The sequence below is a fragment of the Moorena sp. SIO3H5 genome (assembly GCF_010692395.1).
Taxonomy (GTDB): domain Bacteria; phylum Cyanobacteriota; class Cyanobacteriia; order Cyanobacteriales; family Coleofasciculaceae; genus Moorena.
This window is the reverse complement of the sequence record NZ_JAAHHS010000048.1, coordinates 15574-32802: the sequence shown is the minus strand read 5'-3', so window position 1 is coordinate 32802 and position 17229 is coordinate 15574. Positions and strand designations below refer to the sequence as shown.

10 protein-coding genes and 1 pseudogene are annotated in these 17229 nt (G+C 43.2%); 2 read left to right on the top strand and 9 right to left on the bottom strand.

All coding sequences use genetic code 11. From position 1 onward, the window contains the following. The 5 genes and pseudogenes from F6K52_RS08295 to F6K52_RS08275 form a co-directional block, all read right to left on the bottom strand. Nucleotides 1-1298, bottom strand: a pseudogene (locus F6K52_RS08295) (hypothetical protein); the annotation flags it as partial. A 219-nt stretch (nucleotides 1299-1517) separates the two neighbouring features. After that, the gene (locus tag F6K52_RS08290) at nucleotides 1518-4562 is read right to left on the bottom strand and encodes a methyl-accepting chemotaxis protein (RefSeq protein ID WP_293076274.1); all 3045 of its coding nucleotides are present in this window, start codon (nucleotides 4560-4562) and stop codon (nucleotides 1518-1520) included. A 105-nt stretch (nucleotides 4563-4667) separates the two neighbouring features. Beyond that, nucleotides 4668-5213 carry a chemotaxis protein CheW gene (locus tag F6K52_RS08285; RefSeq protein WP_293076272.1) on the bottom strand — a complete coding sequence of 182 codons (546 nt, stop codon included), beginning with the start codon at nucleotides 5211-5213 and terminating at the stop codon, nucleotides 4668-4670. Nucleotides 5214-5242: 29 nt separating this feature from the next. Then, complete coding sequence (locus F6K52_RS08280) at nucleotides 5243-5608, bottom strand: response regulator (protein WP_070393290.1); 366 nt, start codon at nucleotides 5606-5608, stop codon at nucleotides 5243-5245. Nucleotides 5609-5709: 101 nt separating this feature from the next. After that, entirely contained in the window at nucleotides 5710-6912 is a 1203-nt protein-coding gene (locus tag F6K52_RS08275; protein ID WP_293076270.1) for a response regulator, read from the bottom strand. A 689-nt stretch (nucleotides 6913-7601) separates the two neighbouring features. Between F6K52_RS08275 and F6K52_RS08270 the strand changes: the two genes are divergently transcribed. Beyond that, nucleotides 7602-8855: an FtsX-like permease family protein gene (locus F6K52_RS08270; protein ID WP_293076276.1), complete on the top strand. Its 1254-nt coding sequence runs from the start codon at nucleotides 7602-7604 to the stop codon at nucleotides 8853-8855. Between the two features lie 208 nt (nucleotides 8856-9063). On the opposite strand, the gene F6K52_RS08265 is transcribed toward F6K52_RS08270, so the two are convergent. The 4 genes from F6K52_RS08265 to F6K52_RS08250 form a co-directional block, all read right to left on the bottom strand. Further along, entirely contained in the window at nucleotides 9064-10413 is a 1350-nt protein-coding gene (locus F6K52_RS08265; protein WP_293076268.1) for an NB-ARC domain-containing protein, read from the bottom strand. Between the two features lie 958 nt (nucleotides 10414-11371). Next, nucleotides 11372-11950: a hypothetical protein gene (locus tag F6K52_RS08260; RefSeq protein ID WP_293076266.1), complete on the bottom strand. Its 579-nt coding sequence runs from the start codon at nucleotides 11948-11950 to the stop codon at nucleotides 11372-11374. 336 nt (nucleotides 11951-12286) lie between these two features. Then, a complete protein-coding gene (gene ftsZ / locus F6K52_RS08255) occupies nucleotides 12287-13558 on the bottom strand; it encodes a cell division protein FtsZ (protein WP_293076264.1) in 1272 nt (423 codons plus the stop codon). Nucleotides 13559-13778: 220 nt separating this feature from the next. Further along, nucleotides 13779-14621: an FtsQ-type POTRA domain-containing protein gene (locus F6K52_RS08250; RefSeq protein WP_293076262.1), complete on the bottom strand. Its 843-nt coding sequence runs from the start codon at nucleotides 14619-14621 to the stop codon at nucleotides 13779-13781. Nucleotides 14622-15057: 436 nt separating this feature from the next. Between F6K52_RS08250 and F6K52_RS08245 the strand changes: the two genes are divergently transcribed. Continuing rightward, the gene (locus tag F6K52_RS08245) at nucleotides 15058-16377 is read left to right on the top strand and encodes a P-loop NTPase fold protein (protein ID WP_293076260.1); all 1320 of its coding nucleotides are present in this window, start codon (nucleotides 15058-15060) and stop codon (nucleotides 16375-16377) included. Nucleotides 16378-17229: the final 852 nt, after the last annotated feature.

The window sequence follows — 17229 nt, the reverse complement described above, 5'->3', positions numbered from 1 at the left end:
GCAATGGCTCGTCCTAGCAGAATAGCTAGTAATATATCAGCAGTCAAAGCCAAAATCACTACTAACAACTGTAACAGTAGGTTGTCGGTGAGCAGGAAGTTTAGTTGAGCTTCTGAGGTTCCCCTTACCAAAAGGGCAACTGGCTTACCATTAAAATTATTTAGCGTCTTGGCAGCCACTGTATAGGTTTGCCTCCCTATCTTGATGCGTTTGGTAATTGGATTACCCTGAGCTGTTACCGCTTGATTCAGGAAAGGGGTATCGCGCAAGAAGACGTTCGGTTGAGCTTCTGCTAAATTGGTACTTTTACCCTGGTCTAAGGCAGTTGCCAAGAGGAATTGACCATCGGGTTGACGTAAATATACCGCACTATAACCTCCCCCAAAAGACTTTAGGGTATCCTCGACGATAGGCAGCTTGCCATTGACAATATCCCCAGAAATCAGTACTCCCAAAACTGCCCCTGTGTCGGTGGTTCTAACCGGTGTGACGGTGTAGCGAATCAACAGATTGTTTTGCTCGACAATCCCAGCAGGTAGGAAGGGAGACTCTTGAGCAACCTCAGACCAGCTGACCAGTTCACTGGTTTTAATTTGCTGAGGATTTTCCAGAACCTGACTGACTAAGTCATTGGGATCGAAAAACTCCGCAGTTCGATCAGAATTAGCATTGACAAGAATTCGTCGATCCTTTCCCACCAACGTGGCATATTCAATCCGACGAGTCTGGATTTCTTGCTGGAGAATATCTTTCACTTCTTTGAACAAACCAGGGGTTAAGGGTTTGCCTTGAGCATGGGTTTGAACCGCTTTAATAATTGCGCTATTGTCAGATTGTCCCCGAAAGCCAAACCCCATCTGATTAATTTTGATATTATAGATAATATCCATAACCGCCAATTCGGATTTGGCTTGGTTGATTAACTGAGCACGACCTCCTGTAATAATCAAAAAAGCCCCCACACCTGCTAAGCCAACCACGGAGATCACTTCTGACGTGAACAAGGCTAGAAGCTGCTTCCCTTGTATGGGTACGTTATAAAACCATTTCAAAAATAAAGATGGAAGTCTTTGGGGTCCTGCAAGCTTTGACTGGATTAACTTAGGTAGTGGTAGCAGTGATTTACCCAGTTTTGTTTTCAGGGTAGATGTTGACAGGTTAAAAGTTTGGTGAGTGCCAGTATGACCATTATCAGATAATTTATTAGACAATTTATCTGATAATTTAATATCATGAATATCAATCTGGTGACCATTGTTATCCTTAAGGGAGTTATTCTGGGGAGGGATTTGAGTCATGGAATACGCCCAATTAATTAAAAATAGGTAGTTTCTCGTTGTGAAGACACCCAGGGTTTGGACATCGCTGCCACCATTGCCTAACTCGGGGTGACTGATAAATTTTAGGAGTTACAATCACAGAATTCCCCATCAATCTTGTTGAGAACACAGTTACTTTGAAAATGGTAATTAACAATTAAACATTAACAATTAAACATTAACAATTAACTAACAACACTAACTCACCTTGAACTTGCCTACACTATCTTGCAGTTGCTCGGCAACTGTAAGCAGTTGTTTAAACGAGTGGGATACTTGCAACGCTTCTATGGAAGTATGATTAGCGATCGCTGCCACATTAGTCATAGTCTGAGTCACTGATTCGCTCGTTTGAGTTTGCTCAACAGTTACCGTAGCGATCGCTTCGACCAACTCATTAATCTTGACCATTACTGCAGTGATTTGATTCAAACTCTGCCTGGTGTCATCTACCAGTTTCGTTCCTCCTACCACTTGTTCAGTACCAGCTTCCATGGCAGATACTACCTCATTGGTTTCCATTTGGATTTGTGCCACAATTTTTTCGATTTCTGCCGTTGCTTCTGCTGATTGATGGGCTAAGGCTCGCACTTCATCAGCAACCACAGCAAAGCCTCGACCTTCTTCCCCAGCACGAGCTGCCTCAATAGAAGCATTTAACGCTAGCAAGTTGGTTTGAGCTGCAAAGTTACTAATCAGGTTAACCACTTTAGAAATCTTTTGGGAGGATTCCCCAAGGCGTTTGACCTTCTTGGCAGTGCTGCCTACAGTTTCCCGAATCGCCATAAAGCCTTCCACAGTGCGGTTCATAGCAGTATCCCCAGCTTCGACTGTCTGAGCCGCTTGTTTAACTGCAGCTTCAGCTTCAGAGGCTCTAGCAGCCACAGCTTGAGTTGAACTGGTCATATCTTGAATTCGTTGTAAGGCTGCAGTAATTTCCTCCGACTGTCGTAAGGCTTCCGTTGATAGTTCTCGAATCGCTGCTTCATCTTGAGTAGTGGTGGTGGTAACTTGCTTCGTTGCCTGTTGCACTTGCACCACCAGTTTCCGCAAGCTTTCAATGGTAGCGTTGTAGGAATCAGCTACAGTTCCCAATTCATCGGCGGTCACACGGGCACGGATCGAGAGGTCTCCTTTACTAACTGGGTCTACTTCCATCAGCAATTCCAGTGCTCGTTTTTGAAGCTGCTCTTTAGCAGTTCGTTGCTCGGCTTCAGCAATTCTTTGCTGTTCCAAGAGGTTGATGCGGTCAAGGGTGAGTCCTACTTGGTTAGCTACTTGGGTTAAAAAATCGATTTCCGAAGCTTGCCAGGCTCGAGGTTCACTGCATTGGTGAGCAATTAATAAGCCTAAGAGTTCCCCTTCAACGACAATTGGGGTAACTAAATTGGCTTTGACAGCAAAGGGTTCTAACTGTTTCAGGTGACACCTGGTCAGACCAGCTTCATAAATATTGGTTGTTGCCTTAACTCGACCTTGGATGTACTTATCCACGTAATCCTTTGCAAAGCAAGGGTCAGCAATTTCCGCACCGAGAGCCTGGGGCCAACCCGCAGCCACGGATTCAGCAATGACAGTACCTTTCCAATTAGGGTCAAAGCGATAGACAACAACTCGATCCGCATCCAGCCCTTCTCTGCTCCCTTGGACTACCATATCCAGGATCTCTTGGAAGCCAAGGGCTTGAGTTAGCTGAATCGTAATGTCTTTGAGTTGTTTAGCACGCTTAGCCTCAAGGCTTTGGTCTTGTACCAGAAGTTTAATCCGGGCTACTAAGTTATTAAAGGTGTGAGCCAAGGTTTGGGTTTCTGCGCTACCACTCGGTTGAGCAATCGCATCTAAATTACCTGCAGCCACTTCCTTGGCTGTATCAGATAATTGACCTAGAGGAGCAGATAGGCGGCGGGATAAAAGCAGAACAACGATCAGAGTCACTGCTCCCAAGCCTAGGGCTATGAAGACAAACGCTACAATTAACTCATTACCAGCGTTTTGCTGTTCTGATTTGTCCACAGAAGCAACAGATACCCAATCCGTGTGTGGGTTAGTGACAATGGTATAGAACTTATTTTTATAGAGGAAGTAAACAATTTTTACCTGCTTTCCCGTTTTATTCGTATAGGTCGAAAGTCTTGCTTCGTTTAGTGAATACTTAGCTTTGAAACTATTGAAGTCTTGCTTAGTATTAATAGTTAGCTGGCTTGGTGCCTTGACTAAAAACTTAGCAATTTCCCAAATCGCTTCACCCCCAATGATCTCCTCCTCATCCAGACTACCTTCAGGGGTGAGGGTACTAATTACCATGCCTTGGCTAGTGTCTATCAGCTGCACTTGTTGGGAACCCATCAATCCGATATGTTCTAGATAAGGGAAAAGTTGCTCTAATTGATTCATGGGTAGCACAGCTTTAATCACCCCAAGAAATTCTCCTGATTGAGGATCCTTGATGGCCTGAGCTAGATCAAAACCAAAGATATTAGCTGAATCATCAAAGTCCAGTTCACTGACCCAACGCCCTTGAAGCTTGGCTTGTTGCCACCAGTTTTCATCCCTTTGCACAAAGTCAGAGGTGAGATTACTATAAGCAATGTTGTACCCATAGCGGTCAGTGACAAATAATTCCCCTAGACCTACATCCTTGACGATTCTCTTTAAGTAACGATTGAGTTGTGGATTGGGTTTGAGGAGCTTTGTGTTTTGAAAACGTAATTCAATCTCGTGAATAGCCAGTTTCTGAAGTTCTTGCTGTTCTGCGGTTTTGCTACCAGCATGAGCTGCATTGATGACTAAAGGATTACTAGCTAATAAGGTGGGTACGGTAAAGGTATCCTTAATCAGTTGGCTAGCTGCTTCACCAGCAATTAGAGCTTGCTCTTGCTGCTGTAATTTATTTCGCTCTTTGTCATGGTCGTGAACAATTCTGTAACTTACTAGGCTAGCCAGAGTCAGAGGAATCAATACCGTTGGCATAATCGTTGTCAACAACTGGCGGCTGAGAGTATTTTTATTCCTCTGATTTTTTTTTTCAGTTTCAACCATTTCCAGAAGCTGATCTCCTGGGTTGATATCTTGTTCTGGCAAATGCCTAATCTCGGTCTCAGTTTCTGTTAACTCTTGAACAACCCGCAAGTTAACGTTAGAAATAGTTGACTCAGGCAAAAGTGTTTTTACGAGGGGAATTTTTGATTTTACCATCTCATTATTATTGTTATTTAAATTAAGATTATTATTGTTTTTTTTCATAATTAAAAACTTATTTTTTATCCCAGATTTTTTTATATATTATAATTAGTTTTTATTATTGATTATCGAATAATATGTTCAGGTTTCCGTCGCTTAATAGTAGGATTAAAACTTGGTATCAAAAATTAGTTTGCCATCAAAAACTACTAGCATTTCACCACCATGTTTCAGCCAATATCCCTGTAAAAACTTGGCCAATTCAGGATTCATGCTTGATGATGGGAGAGGATGAATCAAATCAGGATTGCACCATTCAATGTCCTCTACCCGGTTGACGACCAACCCTAGCATTTGGTTGTATTTAATGGACTTAGGATCATGAGACTGGATATGCAACACTAAGGAGGTGTACTGTGATGTGTTTACCGGTTGCTGATGCCAAGGAGTTAATCCCACAATGTGTCCGAGATCGACCATCCAAAGAACTTCACCCCGCCAGTTGTAAACACCCATCACCCAAGGTGGCATATGGGCAATTGGAATAATTTGACCAACACCAATAGTCAGCACTTCAGTCAGCTGATTAATTGGCATTAAAGCAGTAGTATCAGGTACTAGATGAAACCGCAGAAACTGCTGTCTAATTTCATTGGCAGCAGTTTCTGTCGCTGATGATGGGGAAGCTGAAGCTGGGATAAACTTGGACACCATGATGATCTCTCTTTTTTTATATCTCAGATTTAGCCCTTGACCAGTTGTTTAATGATTTTTAGGAGTTCTGCGTGATCAACAGGCTTATACAGGTAAGCATCTGCTCCCTGCTTTAACGCCCAAAATTTATCCATTTCAGTATCTTTGGTGGAGCATATTATCACAGGAATTTGGCTTGTCTTAGCTTCATTTTTAAGGGTTCGACAAATTTCAAAACCACTGCGATCTGGAAGCACAACATCAAGGACAATCAAATCAAGCTGATTACTGCTAATTTTTTCTAGGGCTTCTGATCCATTATTGGCAGTTAATACATTAAATCCATTTTGCTTGAGATAACCTCTGAAGATTTCTAGATCTGTTAATGAATCTTCAACAATTAATGCGGTAACCATTTTTCTCCGATTTTTTAAATAACTATAAAATTATAAGCAGATAAGCAAGTGTTTAAAGGTATTTTTTTGTAAATACTTAAATTTTGGTTATCTAGTCAATGCTAATTAACTTGTTTAAGATGTTTAATGATAACTTTCAATACCTCTTCAGGATTGATGGGTTTACTCATAAAATCTGAGGAGCCAACCATCTTAGCTCTCACACGGTCGATGATGCCGTCGTTACCAGTCAAAATTACAATCGGAGTATTGCGGAAAAAGGAGAGCCTACGCAATTGACCACAAATTTCATAACCATTAGCATTTGGCATGACCAGATCTAAAAATATCAACTCTGGCTTAGTAGCTAACAAAGTAGCGATCGCCCTAAGTGCATCATTAATAGCCACAAAGCGATAGCCTTCTGAGGTAAGAATTTTTTCCATGCTTTGGCAGATCAGGGGACTATCATCCACACAGGCAATCAAAGGTTTCTGCTCAGGAACAGTTTTTACCGATGTTTCGTTTGGAGGTAGCGAAACTGGAGCAGGTAAATCCGGAATATCTATCAGTTCGACTAATCCTGATTGCAGGTGAGGCAGAATGGAGAGAGTAACTGCCCTAGTATCCCGTTTCATTAGTATGGCCAAGTCTCGTAGGGTATATTGTCCATTCAACAGCTTGGTCATAGTTTGATAAGCCTGAGGGGATGTTTTAACTCTCAGTTGCTCGGGCTGCCTGATTATTGGTGCCCGATTAGGGAAGCGGTCTGCTACACGAGCACTTTGCCAAGCTTCCCAAAGTTGATCAGCTTCATGAATCACTTGCTCTGCGTCAATCAAGACCAGTGGTTTAAAGAATGATGATGATGATGAATCTGGTTTGATTTGATAGGTGATCTGCATGCCTTGGGTAACATCAAAAAGTATTTCTACCATGACAGACTGAATCATTTTGATAGCTTGATCACGGGTAACCTTGTGCAGATCTACCCATAGGCATAGCAAATGATAGTCCCAACAGACATTGACATCTTCCCAATTGGTATTAGCTAGATCGTCTTGCAGTGATGAAAGCTGAGCAGATGTCTGAGGACAGTGAATGAGTAGGTTTCTACGCCACCGTCTGACTGGATGAGTTCCTCCGGTAGCATACATGAGGCGACCCATATAAATGTGAAATATCCATTCTTGTTTACTAGGATCACTTAGAATGAGTTGACCGCTAAACCGAGGCTGCTTCAAAATTTCAAACAACCCAGCTTGTTTGACGGAAGTAAACTCTTTGATTGGAATTAGAGGATAATTTTGTTCTATCGCCATCATTGCCTTTGGTTTACCTGATTGCCGTTGTCAGCAAAACTCCGAAGTCCTAGTGTTGCCTATTAGCGGATGGGATTTGCCAATTGGGAAGAGCCTCTCTTAACCATAGGCAAGAAAAAACACCGGGAACAGTTAAAGACTTTCACCGAGATGCACAAGTAAAATATGATTGATCAGGTAACTGCTAGCTCAATGCTACAGAATTTTATAAGGTTGACGTATCCGTGAGTTTACACAAATTACACGAAAGAGACTATGGGGTATTTACGCATTGACTGAAGTTTTTGATTATTGATGACCTTCTATGCCAGAAAACTACTGAAATGTATCACTTTTAACACTGAGCCATGTTGCCATCTTGGCAGGGATTTACAAAAATTTACTGGCTCGTTAGTGTTAGTTAATTAAAACTCTATGAGCTACACTGCCTTTATGAGGTTGACTTTAAGCATTCACCAAGGAAGCACTAAGACTATAAAACCCTTACCCTATTCAGTGAAGGACGCGCTTTTTCAATCAAAAGAGTCAGCCCATAGAGTCAGCCCATAGACTAGTTTTCGTGGCTGACGCTTGGGATCAGGCCTTCTTCGTACCAAGGTTGGGAGAAATAACAATTACCAAAAACCCACACCTTACAATTTATAAGCTCTCGGACGTGATATTACTTAACCGTTCTCTTGGCATCATCTTCTATGGTCTCTATTGCTCGCAAAAACCTCTGGGCAGACATCCCTCGCTTTCTGGTCGCTCAAGCAGGAATTATGTTTGCCGTTAGCCTAGTAACCATTCAAACTGGTCTGCTCAACGGCTTCACTCGCTCTACAGTTCTTCTGATTGAGGGTTCCGAGGCCGATATATGGGTAAGTTCTGAGCGAATGGTTCAGTTTGAGCTAACTGAGCCACTTTTAAAGAATCAGCTGGATCAGGCTCAACGAGTCAAAGGTGTAGAGCGAGCAGAAGCACTACTGATGGGGTCAGGTCGATGGCGTCCTCTTAAGGGAGATACCAGTCCTGTTAAGTTGATTGGATTTGACCTAGAGGGAACACTGTTCCAACCCGGAACAATCACTCGGGGTAGACTGAAGACCCTTCAGGATCCTTATACGATTATGGTGGATCAAAGCAGATTACCGACGCTCAATCTCAGAGATATCGGTGATACCGCTACGGTTAACTTCTTGCCTGCTCGATTGGTCGGCTTAACCACAGATAGTCAATCCCTTGTAGCTAGCCCATTCTTATTTGCTTCCTTAGAAAATGCCAATACCTATATCAACACAAGCTATACCTCTAAGCTTAACTGCACTGTAGAATCTTCAGATAATTTGCAGTGTACCACTATTTACGAAAAGTCAAAGTCTTTGAATAAGTATGATGAGTCGGAGATTCCTGAACCTACACCTTTGACCCTGACAGACCCCATTACCTATATCATGGTAAAGGCTAAACTAGGTCAGGATCTTGAGCAACTCAAACAGAATTTAGAAGCTGCTTTACCCGGGACTCGTGCTTATACAAAGGTTGAAATGGCACGCAAGACCCGAAATTACTGGCAGGTGCGAACAGGTGTTGGTTTTGTATTGGGTCTAGGTGCTGCTGTGGGAGTGATTGTTGGCATAGTAGTTGTCACTCAGATTCTCTACGCCTCAGTTTCTGACCATATCAAAGAGTTTGGTACCCTAAAAGCGATGGGCGCACCGGATCGGTTTATTTATAGTGTTATTGTCGAACAAGCATTGTGGATGGCTGTTCTTGGTTATGTGCCTGGTATGCTACTTTGCTGGGGGTTGAGTGTATGGGTTAAATCAAAAGGAATTATCCTTTTGATCACGCCACTATCTGCCACAGGTGTTTTTGGTATAACTGTGGTAATGTGTGTAACTTCGGGTTTGTTCGCTATCCAAAAGGTGACTCGTATTGATCCAGCTATTGTATTTAAAGCCTAGAAACCATTTTGAGTCATATCATGTTCAATTTAATACTTATCATTCTTGGTTGTTTGTGAATTGTTAATTTTTAATTGACCGTTGACCATTAATAATTTCAAATTAACGACTTACCTGAATAATAACTGATTAACTGAACTCGATATCACCCAGTTATAAAATTGAACTTTTAATAGTTTAAAAAAATTCGTAAACCGGTATCTTATGACTATTCTCGCTCAGCAATTAATTGGTTATTAACTTCCATGACTGCAGGAGGCAAGGTGAATCCGCCTTCAGATTTTTCCACTAGGGATCGCTGTCTCAGGGAGGCTAGAGCCCTGAGTAATTCCTGAGGCGATATCTCCAGTAATTCATCCTGTAATTGAGTTAAAATTACAGGCTCTTTATGACTAGCCATGGTATATATAATTTTATGTTCCAAATCTGATAACCGATCTAAGATGTCTTCGATAAAGTCACTAACGTCATGGGTAAATAGGGTAGTTGCCAAAAAATCGGTCACACTGCCATCAAACACTTCTTTTATGGTTATGGCAACAAGTTTTAACATCAAGGGATTGCCACGATACCCCTTAATTAAATACTCCCAGTTTTTCTGCCCAGACAATCCTTTTTCCTGCAAAATATACTGAGCGGCTTCCCCTAAACCTTCAAGTTTTAAGGAACGAACAGGTGAAGTCTCTCCTTCTTGTAAAGAAATTTCGCTGAGTTTCTCCTGACTGGTAATCAACAAACAGCTTTCATGGGGTTCTTCTCCCCAGCGTCTGATGAATTCACCATAGCCTTCATACCCTTCTCGGTAGATGCCGGCAAGTGTACCAATCTGTAGAATAGATTCGGCACCGTTGAGGACTATCAAACAACGGTGTTGACGGCAGTACTCAATTAGTTGGGAGATAAGCTCCTTGGCAGCTTTAGGACTAGGGAGTGGGTTTAACCCCCCTGCGGTTTCATATCCTACAGTTTCTAGGGGCCTAGATAAAGATTGGAGCAGTGCTGCTAGGATATCCTCTAACCGGGGTGCCTGACGTAAGGAACGCCATACCACATACTTGAACTGATCCTGAATTTGTTTAGCCAGCTTCACTGACAAGGTGGTTTTACCAATCCCTGCCATACCCTGTAGTGCCACCAATCGGCAACGATCTTTAACAATCCATGTTTCTAACTGGCGTAGTTCTTCAGTGCGACCATAGAAAACCGAAACATCTGGTGCCTCACCCCAATCCATATGCTTGGGGTTTGAGGATTGGACAGTAGAGATAGGGGTATAGCTTCTGCCGTTAGAGGAGATATCCTGGGTTTCTAGATGAGTCTGATAGCGATTGACCAGCAGCTGTTGCAGTTTGGTTAGCTTTACAGGTCCTGTCCCCGATATCGGAAACTTTTTGTAGACCTCGCTGAGTCTTTTTCGCACTGCATGTTCACTAATGTCGAGGATTTTTGCGATCGCGTTTGTCGATTGACCCTCCATCGCCAAAGCCACAACCTCCAGCTCGGCTTTAGATACACCGTGTTCATTTGCGATCGCTTTTAGAAAGTCATAGGGAATCACAGTTGCACGCTCATACTCATAGAAACCTGATAGTTCATTGTAAATCCTCTTTCTGAGAACTGCTTGCCATTTTGGTCATTAATATGAGTTTTACCTTGTTGTTGTGTCCCGATCAATTCAAACCCATCTCTGGCAGAAACACTTTGTCAAACCCCTATCGTTTATGGATTTGCTGCCGGTTCGTGTTTCTTAAATCCATTCTTGAGGCAAAGGGCGAGTGGGGTTTCCCCCAAGACCACGCTGGCTTCTCTGTTCCCTTGCTGCATCGGTAACAGATCTAAGTCTGTTCGTCAGATCTTCCTAACAAACTATGACTACCGATATCAATGTTGTTTTAGTAGATTGCGGTGCGACCCAAGGGCGCGAGCAATACCTCGCGCCCTTGGAGGCGCGGACCGTGATTTTTTCTGGAGTGTACGCTGATCTCGAACTCAGGTGAACAGAGCACTCACAACCAATCTAGACCATGCCTTGCTGTGTAGGAGCAGTTCTACTTCCGATTAAATACTCACTCTGCTAAAATTCATTGTTATGAGTTAGACATAAGAATGAATGTTAACCTGAGTCCAAGCTGACGCTGAAAGCCTTCATCTACCCTAGTTGCCCAAATCTTCTATCCGTTACTCGTTCATAGAGCGATCGCTTATATAGAACTCAGGTTGAGTAGGTTTTTTGTTGCCCTTCATCACTGACTAATGACTGTGGAATTGATCTGAGTAAACAGATTCGGATATCAGCCAATTTTATCGGCACAATTTACCCTGGCAAGCTTTATACACTTGGCCATTAACTCCTAAAAACTGATAAACCCTTGAGAGTAATGATGGTACTTTTCCAAATGGTGCAATGGGGAACCGAAAATAGCGGTAAATACAGCCGAGGTTTAGTACAAGATTAGATTAGGCGGATGAATCTCGAAGAACCCGCCATTAATCGATTAATCAGGCAGCACAATGGTTCAACGATTACTATCTAGTATCGGTTTCACCACTAAAAAGCCAGCACCAAATGCGCTCAAGACAATTCCCAAGATGGCTATAACCAACACCCAGCCATTGACATATGACACTGCCTCTGGCTGGGAACTTCGCAGGGAGCGATTGTCTTGTTGTTCAATCACTAAAGTTTCTCGATAGGAAGAGGGAGGGGTTTGAGGTTTCCTCTGAGGTGGGGAAAATTCACCCCCTGGGATAGTTGTAGCGGTGCGCTGGGATGGAATTGGTGGAGCTTGACGGGGTTCCGGCGGCTTTACTGGCTGAGGTCGATTGACTTCAGCTGGACTCACTGGTTCTAAGGAATTCATCACCTGCTGTAGATGCAGAGCTGAATTAATAACTGTTTTAACTTCCTGTCGCAGCTGCTGGTGTTGTTTAACTAAATGCTGATTTTGAGAATGGAGAGAGTCCAACATCGCCTGTGTTGCTTGCAACTCAGCTGCTAGTTCCCGGTATACAGAAATTGGTACTGACGGACAGTATGTATTCGATTTGTTTGCCGATGTTGAACTAGGGTAACGATCGCTACTAGATTTGGGCATAGGGGGGTTGGTTCGGTGATTAGAAGTCATAAGTATAGCTAAACTTCATCCAAGGCAAGAATAGTTGAAATTTTAATCTGTGGGCAGCCCTTGTTGGCTCAAAGCTAGGGAGATAGTCAACAAAAACTCCCGCTGCATAGTCTGGTTGATTCACCCTATTGATAGTGATAACCGAAAAAAGTTTCCCATGGGTTCAGACAATGGAGAAATGTCTAGGAAATTTTTCACGCCTAGTAGTAAAACCAGCAATTACCAAGGGAAGCGACAACAGTCTTGCCTTGGCTATAGGTTGCAAAAGCTTTACTTCCATGCCATCTGGTTTGTGCCAGTTTTTTTCTACTCCTTTGGTCCTCTGGGAAAACGACGCCGTTGCAGGAATTCTGGAATATCTAATCCTGGTCTACTCTTCGGCTCAACCTTGGGAGTAGGGGGCATCGGTGTAGGAGCAATTGGTCGTCGATTCAGGGGAGTTTCCACCGATTTAGGTGCAGACTGGGCTTCTCCGGTAAATCCCGTAGCAATCACAGTAATTCTAATTTCACCCTGGAGCTTATCATCAATTACTGCTCCAAAGATGATATTGGCATTGGGGTCAACCACTTCATAAACAGTTTCTGCTGCTGAATTAACTTCATGGAGGGTCAGATCACTGCCACCAGTAATATTTAAAACTACCCCTCTAGCCCCTTCAATAGAAGACTCCAGCAGAGGAGAAGAAATGGCGGCTACTGCTGCCTCTCTAGCTCGGGATTTTCCAGAACCCATCCCAATGCCCATCAGAGCCGAACCAGCATCTGCCATCACCGCTCGCACATCGGCAAAATCTACATTGACCAAGCCAGGAATAGTAATAATATCAGAGATACCTTGCACCCCCTGACGCAGGATATCATCAGCTACTTTAAATGCTTCTTGAACAGGAGTCTGTTCTGAAATCACTGACAAAAGTTTATTATTGGGAATAACAATTAGGGTATCGACTCGACTCCCCAGAGCGGCAATTCCTTCCTCGGCTTGGGAAGTACGACGGCGTCCTTCAAAGGTAAATGGACGAGTGACCACTCCCACAGTTAAAGCACCCATCTCTTTAGCAACTTCTGCTACAATCGGGGCAGCTCCTGTGCCAGTGCCACCCCCCATCCCAGCAGTAATGAAAACCAGGTCAGTGTCTTCTAGAGCCTGAGCAATTTCCTCCCGGGATTCTTCAGCGGCTTTTTGACCAATGGCTGGGTTCCCTCCTGCTCCCAACCCTCGGGTCAACTTCTGGCCCATTTGTAAGCGCTGGGGTGCTGCTGATTGGGCTAGTGCTTGAGCATCTGTGTTAATTGACCAGAACTCTACTCCACTGACATCACTGGCAATCATGCGGTTAACTGCGTTACCACCACCCCCGCCAACACCAATGACCTTGATTTTTGCAACGCTACCTGGCACGATATTGTCACTCCTAGTTTCTTCCCTGGGTATGCGATTAGAATCATAAGTTTGACCGAATTGTAATACAGAGTTACTAAAAGGATGTGTATTGTCGGATCCTAATGAAAGATCTGCTTCTGCGATGATTTTAGAACTTTTAGCAGCAAGCCCTAGTTTACTATTAAGCGTCATTGCAAGAGGTGAGGGTAAGTGTTTATCTTTATCTTTATAAGTTATATGTAGCAGTCTGAGTTAACTATAGAGTAAGTTGATTGAAAAACCAAAGACCCGGGCATTGCCTGGCTCTATACCCGATAACTGACCTCAAACAAAACATAGGTTGCTGGAAATATCACCTCGGTTTAGCTGTCAGAGTAGGGATTTACACCTGTCTGAGCTTCAACGCTTATCCTTATTTAACTCTGGATTTCACACTGTCATGGTCTGTGATCATTTGAATCGATGGTAAGTCTGGGTTTTGCAGGTCAATGTAAGCTATTTGGCTTTTTTGTGTGCGCTTCGGCAATTCTCGCATCTGGTCTAGAACTCTCAGTTGCGTGGGGAAGCTTTCACTGTAAGGACCTAAATGTACATTTCCTAACTCGGTTTTCAGAATTAAGTTGCCTGGATTTCGCCAATCGATCTCAAAAACTTTGACAGCCGAATGACTCACAGCTTGATAAAAATCGAACCAGTAAGGACGATAAACGGAATTTTGACCAATCACTTTCAACTTCGGTAACTTCAGGTTGGCCGAGAGTGGTTCGTAACTGGTCTTGGGACTCCAGATCCCTTGCTCATCGACTAAACCCAACGTTGGGGTAGAGTTTTTGTTTTTTCTGGTTTCGGGTTTACTCTGCTCAGCAATAGCCACTGGTTGACGCTCTCTAATTTGTATTGTCAATCCTGGTGGTATGAGTTGACGGCTAACTAGAGCCGAAGCAATAGGAGCTTCAGACTCCAGAAACTCGGCAAGGACTTGGGGTTGTACTTGCAGTAAAGACTGGGGATAGGATAAGGGCAGCAGGGAGCGAATCGCTTTAGCAGAAAGCCAATAATTCCCTTGAATCTCGATTTGTTCTGGGTGACGAATCATCCAATCTGGTAAAGTTATTGCCCAGAGTAAACTTCCAGCAATACCGCCCACCAAAAGTGTACGCCAAATCCTTTGATAAAATTTAATCCGGCGTGTCCGTCGCAGTTGTTTGCGTCGATTAGACAATTGTGATTGAGAGACTGATGCGATGTTGGTCATCTACTACCGATCAATCGACAGAGTACATTTATGACTTGAAGTAAGCCTGACAATTGGCGCGTGGGCGTTTGCGCTGCGGCGCGATCGCTTCACGCCAATCTACCCAAAAATCTGGGTAACGACAAGGTTTGAACTTTGCAATTCCGTCAGAGAGCACCAAATACTTTTTTTAATTTAACCACTACTAGGTTCCCACGTTTTATACTTAACAGGTTCCATCAGCCTGATAGGAATTGGCATTGCTGCCGGCAGCAGTCCTCTATAGTTAACTCATCCCACGTACCTTAGTCGTGGGATGGGCCAGTGATTAGTGATTAGTCTTTTACAAAAGACTATTTACTGGCGACGCTTTCTATCTCACCCTGTTAAAGGAGTGGGCTTTCTAACCGCCTTCTGTAAACCATAACCATCACCACAGGGAGTGGGAGGTTCATTTATGGAACTGCATCTACCAAGATTTTTCAAAGCGTGTAACCCAGCTAAAACCTTAGATATGGGTAATCCAGAAGACCATCCATACTATATCGATTTTTCCGCTGTCAGGGGAGGAAAGATTATCGAAGCTTTAGGACGAACCATTACCCGTCTGTCACCAGATGAACCTACCTGTCAATTGTTTACTGGTCACATTGGCTGTGGTAAGTCTACTGAGTTGTTAAGACTTAAAGCCGAGTTGGAAAAGCAGCAATTTCATGTTGTTTATTTTGAGTCCTCTCAAGACCTAGACATGGTGGATGTTGATGTCAGTGACATTTTACTCAGCATCGCTAGGTCAGTCTGTGAAAGCCTAGAAGCGATCAGCATACAGCTCAAACCCAGTTACTTTAGTAAATTATTTAATGAAATCAAAGACTTTTTGCAAACTCCTATTGAGTTTTCAACAGAAGCCGAATTTTCGGTAGGCATTGCCAAGATTACAGCCAGAAGTAAAGACAGTCCTCAGCAACGCCAACTGCTACGACAGCATCTAGAACCCCGCACCCAAAGCATTTTGAATGCCATCAACGAAGAAATTTTACAATCAGCGATTCAGCAGCTGAAATTGCTTGGCAAAAAGGGTTTGGTGGTGATTATTGATAATCTTGACCGAGTTGATAATCGCTCCATGGCTTCAGGTCGCTCCCAGCCAGAGTATCTCTTTATCGACCGTGGTACTCAGTTAAGGCGTTTGAACTGCCATGTGGTTTACACTCTACCCTTATCCTTAATGTTTTCCAACGAGTACGAAACTCTCAAAAATCGAGTCGGTGGTGGTGTAGCTCCAAAAATTTTGCCCATGGTGCCCATACAGTTACGGGATGGTAGTGACTATCCAGAAGGTATGGCACTGCTGCGACAGCTCTTGTTAGCCCGAGCTTTTCCAATGGTTGATCCTCAACAGCGGCTAAATCTGATTCCACTAGTATTTGATAGCCCAGAAACCCTCGACCGGATGTGTCGCATTAGTGGGGGTCATGTCCGTAACTTGTTAGGGTTGCTGTATAACTGTTTGCAACAGGAAGACCCGCCCTTTTCCAGGAGTTGTTTAGAGCGTGTGATTAAGGGATACCGAGATGATTTAACTCTGGCTGTTGAAGAGGAAGAGTGGAAGTTGCTATCTCAAGTCGTGCAACAGCAGTCCGTCAAGGGGGAACAAGAATATCAAACCCTGTTGCGCAGTATGTTTGTCTATGAATACCAAGATGAACAAGGGCGCTGGTTTGGGATCAACCCAGCGTTAGCAGAAACAGAAAAGTTTCGGTCTCTAGCTCTGTGACAAGGCTAAAATCCCTTGGAAGCCAAGGGATTTTGCCAGAGAAGGGGGTGTAGGGTCTAGGGTTCAGCGTGCAAGGTGTGAGGTGTTCTAGAAAATTAAGCGAGACTATTGACCTAGAAATTAAAACTCAACAGGTGCGACCCGTGGCGAATTTAATTCGCCAACGGAAAGCGCACCTATGGAATTTATTAGTTTGCTAAGAACGCTTTTGCCCATCATCTTGTTACCTGAGCTGTTAATCACCCTTTTCCTTTTGATGGAGAACTTTCTCTCAAAGCTTGGTATCACATTAGTTTAGCCTTCAGGTTCACCCTGGTCAAGTCAGGTACATCCCCTCATCTAGAACCTACCACCTAGGACCTAATACTTAGCTCAAAAGGACAAATTTTGTCCCTAATTAAGTTATAAACTGATCTACTCAAAACTTCGGCAGTAACTCTAGCTGTAGGGGCGCGCGTCAGTCCCTACAACTAGAGTTTGGTGCCCAGTTTTGCGGAAGTCCTGGTATTTTAACTGTTTTAACTATTGTCGTCTACTAACTTATCAGGGCGTTTTTATCTGGGTTGTAAAAATATGTATTGCAGAAATTGGCTGGCATACAAGAGGCAAAAGGCAATAGCAGAAAGAGCTCCGGAGTTTTATTGGACAAAAAAAAAACCATACAGCTTTACATCTCATTTATAAACCCTATACTTCCACCCCACTATAGAATCATAAAAATTCCGGGAAATTACTGATGTCCACGCTATGGACTTGAGGCTCAATAAGTGAATTTATCATTGCTATTCAGTATTTCAATTAACTATATTTATAAACTAAGTAGTAGTAATTACTGAACTATTTATCAAGGTA